Annotated in this window: 10 protein-coding genes and 1 pseudogene; 10 read left to right on the forward strand and 1 reads right to left on the reverse strand. The window is 70.0% G+C overall.

The window, feature by feature from the left end; translation table 11 throughout:
• The 7 genes from VHK87_RS09075 to VHK87_RS09105 form a co-directional block, all read left to right on the forward strand.
• Positions 1-832: tetratricopeptide repeat protein (locus VHK87_RS09075; RefSeq protein WP_329634578.1), on the forward strand; the 832-nt coding region annotated here is incomplete at its 5' end.
• Between the two features lie 134 nt (positions 833-966).
• Positions 967-2,100, forward strand: coding sequence for a non-hydrolyzing UDP-N-acetylglucosamine 2-epimerase (wecB, locus tag VHK87_RS09080; protein WP_329634579.1), 1,134 nt, complete (start codon positions 967-969; stop codon positions 2,098-2,100).
• A 38-nt stretch (positions 2,101-2,138) separates the two neighbouring features.
• Positions 2,139-2,921, forward strand: a complete 783-nt coding sequence (locus tag VHK87_RS09085; RefSeq protein WP_329634580.1) for a hypothetical protein — start codon at positions 2,139-2,141, stop codon at positions 2,919-2,921.
• A gap of 7 nt (positions 2,922-2,928) precedes the next feature.
• Positions 2,929-4,203 carry a glycosyltransferase family 2 protein gene (locus VHK87_RS09090; RefSeq protein ID WP_329634581.1) on the forward strand — a complete coding sequence of 425 codons (1,275 nt, stop codon included), beginning with the start codon at positions 2,929-2,931 and terminating at the stop codon, positions 4,201-4,203.
• Entirely contained in the window at positions 4,190-4,861 is a 672-nt protein-coding gene (locus VHK87_RS09095; RefSeq protein ID WP_329634582.1) for a polymer-forming cytoskeletal protein, read from the forward strand. Before VHK87_RS09090 ends, VHK87_RS09095 begins: the two co-directional genes overlap by 14 nt.
• Complete coding sequence (locus VHK87_RS09100) at positions 4,861-5,511, forward strand: hypothetical protein (RefSeq protein WP_329634583.1); 651 nt, start codon at positions 4,861-4,863, stop codon at positions 5,509-5,511. Before VHK87_RS09095 ends, VHK87_RS09100 begins: the two co-directional genes overlap by 1 nt.
• Complete coding sequence (locus VHK87_RS09105; protein WP_329634584.1) at positions 5,508-6,611, forward strand: acyltransferase; 1,104 nt, start codon at positions 5,508-5,510, stop codon at positions 6,609-6,611. The genes VHK87_RS09100 and VHK87_RS09105 overlap by 4 nt, the downstream gene beginning before the upstream one ends.
• Positions 6,612-6,614: 3 nt before the next feature.
• On the opposite strand, the gene VHK87_RS09110 is transcribed toward VHK87_RS09105, so the two are convergent.
• A complete protein-coding gene (locus tag VHK87_RS09110) occupies positions 6,615-8,111 on the reverse strand; it encodes an NAD(P)/FAD-dependent oxidoreductase (RefSeq protein WP_329634585.1) in 1,497 nt (498 codons plus the stop codon).
• Positions 8,112-8,239: 128 nt separating this feature from the next.
• Here VHK87_RS09110 and VHK87_RS09115 point away from each other — a divergent pair, with 128 nt between their 5' ends.
• The 3 genes and pseudogenes from VHK87_RS09115 to VHK87_RS09125 form a co-directional block, all read left to right on the forward strand.
• A complete protein-coding gene (locus VHK87_RS09115) occupies positions 8,240-8,647 on the forward strand; it encodes a YciI family protein (RefSeq protein ID WP_329634586.1) in 408 nt (135 codons plus the stop codon).
• The gene (locus VHK87_RS09120) at positions 8,644-9,900 is read left to right on the forward strand and encodes an RNA polymerase sigma factor (RefSeq protein ID WP_329634587.1); all 1,257 of its coding nucleotides are present in this window, start codon (positions 8,644-8,646) and stop codon (positions 9,898-9,900) included. The genes VHK87_RS09115 and VHK87_RS09120 overlap by 4 nt, the downstream gene beginning before the upstream one ends.
• An 87-nt stretch (positions 9,901-9,987) precedes the next feature.
• A pseudogene (locus VHK87_RS09125) lies at positions 9,988-10,146 on the forward strand (VOC family protein); the annotation flags it as partial.
• Positions 10,147-10,333: the final 187 nt, after the last annotated feature.

The raw sequence follows: 10,333 nt of genomic DNA on the forward strand, positions 1-10,333 counted from the left end.
CCTCGCCGCTCTTCTCGTCCTTCAGGCCGCGCCTGCGCAGGCCGGATGGTTCGGCAAGAAGGACAAGCCCGGCGAGGCCGCCGCGGCCGACGCCAAAGCCAAGCCCGAGGCCAAAGGCGCCGCGCCGGCCGCACCAGCCCGGGCGACCCCCGAGGAGCGCGCGGCGGTGGAGCGGATGGATCCCCTAGCCCGCGCCGCCTTCTGGGCCCGCGAGTTCGACCGCAACCCCACGGACGCCGACGCCGGCGTGAAGCTGGCTCGCGCCCTGCGGGCGATGGGCCGCAACGACGAGGCCGCCTCCACCGCCCAGCAGGTGGCTCACCTTGCGCCCACCAACGTCGAGGCCCAGCTGGAGCTGGCCAGAGCCCACATCGCCCGCGGCCAGGGGTTCTACGCCCTCGCGCCGGCCAACGCCGCCGCCGCGCTGGCGCCCCGCGACTGGCGGGCGGTCTCGCTGCTGGCGATCGGCTACGAGCAGGCCCAGCGCCCTGACGAGGCGCTCGCCGCACACCGCCGCGCCCTGGCCCTCGCGCCGGAAAATCCCGCCGCGATGACCAACCTCGCCATGTTCCTGGCCGCCTCCGGCCAGACCGCCGAAGCTGAGCAGCTGCTGCGCCGCGCCGCCGCCCTCCCGGGCGCGGACATGAAGGTGCGCCAAAACCTGGCGCTGGTGCTCGGCCTGCAGGGCCGCTTCGACGAAGCCGAGACGCTCGCCCGCCAGGACCTTCCCCCCGAGCTGGTGGCCAACAACATGGCCTACCTGCGCTCGGTGGCCGGCGCCGGCGCGCCCGCGGGCGGCACCCGCAGCTGGGACGCGATGCGGGCGCAGTAGCTTGGCCGCGGCGATTGGGCGCGGTCCGTTAAGGTTATGGAATCATAAAGCAGTTTAGCCTGTGCTGGACGCGACATCCTTGGGGGAGGACGTCGCCTTCGGCGGGACTGCCCGTCGCCAGGCGGCGGTAAAACGTGAAAGCACTCGTCGTACTCGGCACCCGGCCGGAGGCCATCAAACTGGCCCCGGTGATCCTGGAGCTCCGCCGTCAGGGCGCAGGCCAGGTCGTCGTCTGCACGACCGGTCAGCATCGCGAGATGGTGCGCCCGGTGCTCGATCTGTTCGGCATCACGCCGGACTTCGACCTCAACCTGATGCGGCCGAACCAGAGCCTCAACTACCTGGCCGGCGCGGTCACGTCGGGCGTGGGTCAGGTGATCGATGAGGTCAGGCCCAGCGCGGTCGTGGTGCAGGGCGACACCACCACCGCCTTCGCCGCCGCGCTCAGCGCCTTCCACGCCAAAGTCCCGGTCGCCCACGTGGAGGCCGGCCTGCGGACTGGCGACGTCGCCTCCCCCTGGCCGGAGGAGATGAACCGCATCCTGATCGCGCGGCTCGCTGACCTGCACTTCCCGCCCACGCGGCTGGCCTACGACAACCTGAGGGCCGAGGGCGTCGCGGCCGATCGGATCCTGCTGTCCGGCAACACCGTCGTCGATGCGGCCCTGGAGGTCGTTCGCCTCACGCCCGCCGAGCGCACCCTGGAGCTCGACCGCCGCTTCGGGCTGTTCGACCGCAACCTGCCGATGGTGCTGTTCACCATGCACCGCCGGGAGAGCTTCGGCGCGCCGATGAAGCGCACCTTCGAAGCGCTGGCCGCCTTCTGCCGCACCCACGCCGTGCAGGTGATCTTCCCGGTCCACCCCAATCCGCAGGTGCGGCAGCTCGCGGAGACCATCCTGGCCGACGTGCGCGGGGTGCAGCTGGTCGCCCCGCTCGAATACGACGAGATGATCCACCTCCTGCAGAGGTGCCGGTTCGTGATCACCGACTCCGGCGGTCTGGTGGAGGAGGCGCCCACCTTCCGCAAGCCGGCGCTCGTGCTGCGCGAGACGACCGAGCGGACGGAGTCCATCGAGGCGGGCTGCGCGGTGCTCTGCGGCGTCGGCAAGCCCACCGCTTGGAAACTGGGCGCCGAGCTGCTGGCCGACGGCGAGCTGTTCGCCAAGATGAGCCTGGACACCCGACCCTACGGCGACGGCCGCGCGGCGGAGCGGATCGCCGCCCGCCTCCTCAGCCGGCGCAACCGCTCAGCACGCGCCGCCTGACGGCCGTTCACATGCACAGGACATCAATGGAGAAGACCATGTCGTTTGTGGGCAGGCCGCTGGCCATCGTCCTGGCGTTGCTCGGCCCGGCCGCCGCCGCGTCGGCCGAGGAGCAGTCCACCGTCAACGTCTACGCCGGCAGCGCTTCAGTCAGCGACGGCTACGAGGACCGGGACTACATCGGCGCCTATCTGGCGGTGTTCGGCGACGGCGTCGGCTTCCATGCCGACGTTTCCTCCGTTTCGCGGGAAGAGGACGCCACCTTCGGCGCCGTCGGCGTCTCCTGGGACGCCACGGAGTCCCTGCGCCCGCAGCTGATGGTCGGCACCAGCTCGGACAACTTCAACATCCTGCCGGAGGTCTTCGCCTCCGCCCAGCTGCGCTACAAGCCGGCGGGCGCGGAAGGCTGGGTCATCACCCCGCGTCTCACCTACCGCAGCTACCGCTCGGGGGGCGAGGAAGTGCAGCCGGCGATCGACGTGGTCCGCTATCTGCCGCCGGCCGACGCCAGCGGATACTGGGTCCTGCAGGGCGGGGCGGCGCTGTCGCTCAACAGCTCGGACGAGAACGGCTACTCGGTCAGCGGCGGCGTCCAGACCGTGCGCGCCAACGGCCTGACCGCGGGCCTGGCCGGCGAAGCGGGCAAGATGACCTACGACTCCCTGCTGGGGATCGGAGTCGAGTCCGATTTCTGGGCGCTGCGGCCGTCGCTGGGCTACCGGATCACCCCCAAGCACGAGATCTACCTGCGCGGCGAGATCGCCGAGACGGACTTCTACGACGTGCAGGGCCTGCTGCTTGGCCTGAAGCTCGGCCTCTAGCAGCGGGATGAGCCTCACCGCGCAGATCCTCTTCCTGCTGCTGTTCGCGGTGAGCAGCCTGCTGTCTCTGGTCTTCCTCGTGCGGCAGATCGGCTTCTCGCTTGTGGCCATGTCCCGGCCGCAGGCCAGCCCCTTCAGCCGGGCGCCGATCACGGAGTGGCCCAGCGTTACGGTGCTGGTGCCGGCGCACAACGAGGAGCGGGTCATCGCCGGCTGCCTCGAGCACCTGCTGGCGCTCGACTATCCGGCCGACAAGCTGACCATCCTGGTGGTCAACGACCGCTCCAGCGACGGGACGGCGGCGATCGTCGACGACTTCGCCGCCCGCTCGGGCGGCCGGATCCGACCGCTGCACCGGCCGGCCTCGGCCCAGCCCGGCAAGCCCGCGGCGGTCGCCGACGCGCTGCGGCTGGTGAGCAGCGAGCTCCTGGTGTTCTTCGACGCCGACTACCTGCCGCAGCCGCCACTCCTGAAGAAGCTGGTCGCCCCGTTCGTCGATCCGCAGGTCGGCGCGACCATGGGCCGGGTCGTGCCCTACAACACCCAGACCAACCTGCTGACGCGGCTGCTCGATCTGGAGCGGCGCGGCGGCTACACCATCGACCAGGCGGCGAGAGGGATGTGGAACCTGCTGCCGCAGTTCGGCGGCACGGTCGGCGGCATCCGCATGTCCGCGCTGGCCGCGGTGGGCGGGTGGTCGGCGGAGACGCTGGCCGAGGACACCGACCTCACCTACCGGCTGTTCATCGGCGGCTGGGGGGTCGAATACGTCGACGACGCCATGTGCTACGAGGAATCGCCAGAGAACTGGGAGGTCCGGTTCCGCCAGGTGCGCCGCTGGGCCTGCGGGCACAACCAGTGCCTCTTCAAATACTTCGGCGCGGTGGTCAGCACGCCGCGCCAGACCCCGCTGCGCCGGCTGGACGCGGCCCTGGTGCTGCTCTTCTTCCTGTTCCCGCCGCTGTCGCTGTTGAGCCTGGCGGCGGCCCTGGCCTATCCGACGCTCTACTCCTATCCGCCGTTCAACTTCGCGGTCGTGTCGGCCCTGTCGTTCGTCATCGGCTTCGGCAACTTCGCGCCCTACTTCCAGATCGCCGCGGCCGCGATGCGCGACAGGCAGGTCGCTGCGCTGGCCATGCTGCCGCTGATCTTCCTGTCCTCGGCGATCAGCATGGTGGCCGCCACTCAGGGCCTGTTCTTCGCGCTGCGCGGCCTGTGGTTCAACGCGCACCTGTCCTGGGACAAGACGGCACGCTTCAGGAGCCGCCATGTCGGCGCTTAGCGTGTTCCTGCCCACGGCCCTGCTGGTCGGCCTCGTCGCCTTGCACGCGTTCTACTACTGGCTGCACCGCCACAGTGCGAGCCAGCATCAGGTCGAGCTGCCCGCCGCGCCCGACCGGGCGCTCGAAGCGCGGCCAGCGAAGGGCGCGTTCCTGGCGCTGGACCCGACGACCGAGGGCGCGCCCCGCCGCCTGGAGGGCGAGTACGCCGTGGTTCGCAAGGGCCGCACGCCCTTCGCCGCCTCCGCGCCGGCCGGCGCGGCGCGCCCCGCGGTCACCGCCGCGCCGCGCTTCGCCTGGGCGTCCATCAAGCTGGCGAACCGCGACCTGACCAACCCGCTGGTCTGCGGGGATGACCTGCGGCTGCTGGGCGACTGCGCCTTCGACGGCGCCGTGAAGGTCGCCGGCGACCTCACCATCAACGGCCGCGCGGTGTTCCGCGAGCCGGTCACCGTCAACGGCTATGTCCACGTCACTGGCGAGGCGGTCTTCGAGCAGGGCCTGCTGACCAAGTCAGACGCGGTGGTGTCCGGCAACCTGGTCATCGGCAGCCGCAGCGCCGCGGCCTGGGTGGTCGCCCGCAAGCTGCGTATCGAGGGGGGCCTGGCGCTGCACGGGTCGGTTTCGACCGCCCACGGCGTCGAGCTGGAGGCAGCCTGATGCGCGGGGCGGCGTTCGTGCTGACCGCAGGGGCCGTCGCCGCGGCCTGCTACACCGGGCTTCCGCAGCTCGAGGCGCTGGTGCTCCCGAGGCTGTTCGGCCTGGCCTGCGAGCCGACCCTGTTCACCCTCAGCTGCGACTACGCGCCGGACGGGGGCTTTGAGCACCGGACCTTCGCGGTGCTGTGGGCCAGCTTCGGCCTGGCGCTGGCCGCCACCCAGATCTTCACGCGCCGGACGGTCGCCTACCCGTTCCTGATCACGCTGTGCCTGCTGGCGATGTTCGCCCTCGGCTTCGACACCCTGCTGGGCAGGCCGGTGATCCACGGGGCCAAGATCATCAACGACACGATGAACGTGCTGAGCTTCGTGATCCTGGCGAGCTTCCTGCTCACCTTCCTGATGGCCCGCAACGAGGGCCTGAGCTTGGTGCGGGTGATCGCGGCGGTGGCGAGCTCCTACTCGGTCAAGGTCCTCGCGGTCGTCGCGTTCGCGGCCCTCCATCCGCAGCTGATGGGCGCCACCGAGCTCTACTTCCTCTATGTGATCTACGCCTTCGGGGTGTTCACCATCCACATCATGACGGTGAGCGGCCTGCTCATGAGTCTTGGCCCCGTGAAGCCGGCGCCGCCCCGGGAAGCCCAAGCATGAGCCGGCCGAAGATCGCCGTCGAGGACTCGGTCAACGGCCTGCGCGGCCTCGCCCTGCTGCTGATCGTCACCACCCACTATGTGCCGAGCGGCCTCTTCTCCTTCAACCTGGCCAAGCCGACGGCCTCGGTGCTGTTCGTCGCCACCGGCTACTTCCTGACCTCGATCCTCACCCGCTTCGAGGCCCAGCTGAACGGCGGATTCGGCGAGCGGGCGCGGGCCGCCGCCGCCATCTTCGGCCTGCGGCATGTGCGGGTCTGGCCGGTGCTAGCCTGCGTGATCGGCTTCTACGTCGTGCTGGGGCTGGTCGATCGCGGGCCGCTCACCTCGCAGATCCTGACCACCTGGCCGCTCTACCTCGGCTACATGGGCAACGTGCCCAAGATGCTGTTCGAGGGGCAGGCCTTCCCCGCCCACTTCTGGCTGATCAGCGCCCAGGAGCAGCTGGTGGCCATCTATCTCCTGGTCGCGCTGGTGTTCGGCCTGCGCACGCTGAAGGCGCTGTTGTGGTGGATGATCCCGCTCAGCCTCGGCGCCCGGGTGTTGGGCGGGGCCCTGTTGATGCCCGAGCATCCGGCCCTGGCGCTGGAGACCCCGCTCGCGGTCGCCGACGCCCTGTCCATCGGCATGCTGCTCGGCTTCGCCGTCCGCGGACAGGTCAGCCGCACCACGCTGCGGCGGCTGGCGGTCGGCCTCGGGATCGGGGTCCTGATGGTCTGGGCGATGCTGCCGAACCTCAACGCGGTCTACTTTAGCCTGGCCCCGTTCGGGGTCGCGCTGCTCGCCTGCGCCCTGGTGCTGACGGTGACGGACGAGTTGCGGGCCGACAGCGTCCACGCCGGCCTCCTCGGCTCGCCGCTGCTGGTGGTCTGCGGTCAGATGAGCCTCAGCCTGTTCCTGCTGCACCCGCTGGTGAACACCGTCCTGACCCTCAGCTACCCGAAGCTGGCCGGCGCCATCATGCCCTGGTGGTTGCTGCTGATCGTCGGCCCGCCGCTGTCCCTGCTCGTCAGCTTCGTCTTCTTCCGGCTGGTGGAAGTTCCCGTGCGGCGCGCCCGCGGGCTGGTCAATCCAGCGCCGCTGCGTCCGGCGGCCGCCTGAGGCTCAGGCCGCCTCGGCACGGTCCGCCGCCGGCTTCGCCCCCGCCGGCTTCGAGAACGCCATCACGCCATCCTCGATCGGCGAGTAGCGCAGGGTGAGGAGGTCCAGGGCGTAGTTCTGGTGCAGCTTCCACGGCGGCTTGGCGCCCTGCTTGGGAAACTTATCCATGGCGCGGAGCACATAGCCCGAGGTGAAGTCGAGCCAGGGCAGGCGCGGCATGTCGGGGTCGGTGTTGCGAGGCGTCGCCTGCCGGGCCCCGGTCTTCTTCATGTGGTTGAGCAGCCGGCAGACGTAGTCGCACGTCAGGTCGCACTTCAGCGTCCAGGAGGCGTTGGTGTAGCCGAAGGCGGAGGCCAGGTTCGGCACGCCCTCGTACATCATGCCCTTGTAGCTGAGCAGCTTGCCGGGCTCGACGGGCGCGCCGTCGACGGTGAGGGCGATGCCGTTCATCACCTGGAGCTGCAGGCCCGTGGCGGTGACGATGACGTCGGCTTCGAGCTGCGCGCCGGACTTCAGCTTCAGGCCAGTCTCGGTGAAGGTCTCGATGTGGTCGGTGACCACCGAGGCGGCGCCGGCCCTGATCGCCTGGAAGAGGTCGGAATCCGGCACCAGGCAGAGCCGCTGGTCCCAGGGATTGTAGCTGGGGGTGAAGTGGGTCTCGACATCGTAGCCTTCGCCAAGTTCGGCCCGGACCATGTCGATGATCCGCTGCTTCACCGCCTGCGGCTTCCTGCGGGCCATGCGGAAGAACCACATCCCGAACAGCACATTGCGCCAGCGGACGATGCCGTAGGCGAGCTTCGCCGGCAGGCGCCGGCGCAGCTTGTTGGCCACCGCATCTTCGGCCGGGCGCGAAACCACGTACGTCGGCGAGCGCTGCAGCATGGTCACGTGGCCCGCGGTCTTGGCCATTTCGGGCACGAGCGTCACCGCCGTCGCGCCGGAGCCGATCACCACCACCCGCTTGCCGGCGTAGTCGAGATCCTCCGGCCAGGCCTGCGGATGGACAATGGCGCCCTTGAACCGCTCCATCCCCTCCCACTGCGGGGTGTAGCCGCCCTCGTAGCTGTAGTAGCCGCCGCACAGGAACAGGAAGTTGCAGGTGAAGCGGACGGTTTCGCGGCGCTCGCCGTCGGAGCGGACCGCCTGCACCTGCCAGGCCGCATCCTCGCTCGACCAGTCGGCGCGGACCACCTTGTGGCGGAAGCGGATGTGGCGCTCCACGTCGCCCTCGCGGGCCGTCTCGCGCACATAGTTCAGGATCGACGGGCCGTCGGCGATGGCCTTGGCCTCGGTCCACGGCTTGAAGGCGTAGCCGAGGGTGTACATGTCGCTGTCCGAGCGGATGCCCGGGTAGCGGAACAGGTCCCAGGTGCCGCCGATCGCCTCGCGGCCCTCAAGGATCACATAGCTGCGGTCGGGCGCCTTGCGCTGCAGGTGGTGCGCTGCGCCGATCCCCGAGAGCCCTGCGCCCACGATCAGGACGTCGAAGTGTTCCATGCCTTATCGCCGATAAGTTTCCAGCCGCGCAGCCATACCGCAACTTCGATGCGGTGTCGCCCGGCGGACGAGGCGCGAGATTTTTTCGCCGCCTCTGTCGGCCCGGAGCATACTGGGGCGTCCTAAGCATGAACGAGGCTCCATCGATGCTCTACGCCATCCTTTGCTACGACTCCGAAGACGTGGTCGGCGCCTGGACCAAGGAAGAAGACGAGGCCGCCATCAAGCGCCTGGAGGTGGTCGAGGAGAAGCTCGCCCGGCAGGGCCGGCTGGGCCCGGTGGCCCGCCTGCTGCCCACCACGGCGGCGACGACGATCCGCAAGGGCCGCGAGGCGATGGTCATCGACGGGCCCTTCGCGGAAACCAAGGAGCAGCTGCTCGGCTTCTTCATCGTCGAGTGCGCCTCGCTCGATGACGCCATCGAGACGGCCAAGGAACTGGGCAAGGCCTCGAGCTCGGCCGGCTCGTTCGAAGTGCGGCCGCTGGCCGTGTTCAAACCCCATGAAGTGACGAGAGCTGACGAGGTGCGTGCATGAGCGACATGGCCTGGATCGATGCGGCGCTGACCTCGGCGCGTCCCCAGGCCGTGGGCGCGCTGCTGCGCTACTTCCGCGACCTCGACACCGCCGAGGAAGCCTATCAGGACGCCTGCCTCAGGGCCCTGAAGTCCTGGCCCCAGAACGGACCGCCGCGCGATCCGGCCGCCTGGCTGATCATGGTCGGCCGCAACGTCGGCATCGACGGGGTGCGCCGGCGCAGCCGTCAGGAGGCGCTGCCGTCTGAAGAGGTGATTTCCGATCTCGACGATGCGGAGACCGCCGCCGTCGATCAGGTGGACGCCGCCGACTACCGCGATGATGTCCTGCGCCTCCTATTCATCTGCTGCCATCCGGAGCTGCCAGCCACCCAGCAGATCGCGCTGGCCCTGCGGATCGTCTCGGGCTTGTCGGTGAAGCAGATCGCCCGCGCCTTCCTGGTCGGCGAGGCGGCCATGGAGCAGCGGATCACCCGCGCCAAGGCCCGCATCGCCAAGGCCGAAGTGCCCTTCGAGACGCCCGGCGCCATCGAGCGCAGCGAGCGGCTCGGGGCGGTCGCTGCCATGGTCTACCTGATCTTCAACGAGGGCTATTCGGCGAGCTTCGACGCGGTGCAGGCCAAGGCCCCGCTGTGCGAGGAGGCGATCCGCCTCGGCCGGCTGCTGCTGCGGCTGTTCAAGGCCGAGCCTGAGATCATGGGACTGGTCGCCCTGATGCTGCTGCAGCACTCGCGGGCCCCGGCCAGGTTCGACGCCGAGGGACAGGTTGTGCTGCTGGACGATCAGGACCGCAGCCTGTGGAACCGCAAGCTGATCAACGAGGGGCTGGCGCTGATCGACAAGGCCATGCGCCACCGCCGCCGCGGCCCCTACCAGGTGCAGGCCGCCATCGCCGCCCTGCACGCCCGGGCCGAGCGGCCGGAGGACACCGACTGGGCGCAGATCGACCTGCTCTACGCCGCGCTCGAGGAGCTGCAGCCCTCACCGGTGGTGACGCTGAACCGGGCCGTGGCGGTCTCCAAGGTGCGCGGCCCCGAGTCGGCGCTGGCGATGATTGCGCCGCTGGCCGAGCCGCTCGCCGGCTACTTCCATTTCCACGGCCTGCAGGGCGGCCTGTTGATGCAGTTGGACCGCAACGAGGAGGCCCGCGAGTCCTTCAACCGCGCCATCGCGCTGGCCAACACCGCCGCCGAGGCGGCGCACATCCGCATGCACCTCGACCGCCTCGCCGAGCCGCAGCGCCGGGCGCGGTGATCCGTCCGCTTCAGCCGAAGGAGACCTGACCATGACCATGACCGACGCGCCGGCCACGCCGAGGCCGCGCCCGCTGCGTTCAACGTCCACCTGCAGGTGAAGGGGATCCAGGACTGGTGGAAGCGGGCGCTCGACGCCGGCTGCGAGGTGAAGATGCCGCTCGAGAAGCAGTTCTGGGGCGACTTCTACGGCGTGCTCCGCGACCCGTGGGGCGTGGAGTGGTCGCTGGGAGAGACCGCGGCCTGATCGGCCCGCGGCGGCCCCGCCGCTTGTCAGGACAGCTCGACCGTGGCCCACTGTCCCCAATCACAACGGGGGAAATGTCCAATGCGTCCTATGATGATGGCCGCCGGCCTGGCCGCCGCCTTCGCGGTCGCCGCCTGCGGCGAGCAGGCCGATAAAGCCGCCGAAGCCCCAGCGGCCGAAGCGCCGG

This window comes from Phenylobacterium sp., assembly GCF_036263695.1.
Taxonomy (GTDB): Bacteria; Pseudomonadota; Alphaproteobacteria; order Caulobacterales; family Caulobacteraceae; genus Phenylobacterium.

What these genes read in the sequence shown, in the direction of transcription:
- VHK87_RS09085 (WP_329634580.1), top strand. Translation starts at nt 2,139, where the DNA reads ATGTCGTTTGTGGGCAGGCCGCTGGCCATCGTCCTGGCGTTGCTCGGC.
- VHK87_RS09090 (WP_329634581.1), top strand. Translation starts at nt 2,929, where the DNA reads ATGAGCCTCACCGCGCAGATCCTCTTCCTGCTGCTGTTCGCGGTGAGC.
- VHK87_RS09095 (WP_329634582.1), top strand. Translation starts at nt 4,190, where the DNA reads ATGTCGGCGCTTAGCGTGTTCCTGCCCACGGCCCTGCTGGTCGGCCTC.
- VHK87_RS09100 (WP_329634583.1), top strand. Translation starts at nt 4,861, where the DNA reads ATGCGCGGGGCGGCGTTCGTGCTGACCGCAGGGGCCGTCGCCGCGGCC.
- VHK87_RS09105 (WP_329634584.1), top strand. Translation starts at nt 5,508, where the DNA reads ATGAGCCGGCCGAAGATCGCCGTCGAGGACTCGGTCAACGGCCTGCGC.
- VHK87_RS09110 (WP_329634585.1), bottom strand. Translation starts at nt 8,111, where the DNA reads ATGGAACACTTCGACGTCCTGATCGTGGGCGCAGGGCTCTCGGGGATC.
- VHK87_RS09115 (WP_329634586.1), top strand. Translation starts at nt 8,240, where the DNA reads ATGAACGAGGCTCCATCGATGCTCTACGCCATCCTTTGCTACGACTCC.
- VHK87_RS09120 (WP_329634587.1), top strand. Translation starts at nt 8,644, where the DNA reads ATGAGCGACATGGCCTGGATCGATGCGGCGCTGACCTCGGCGCGTCCC.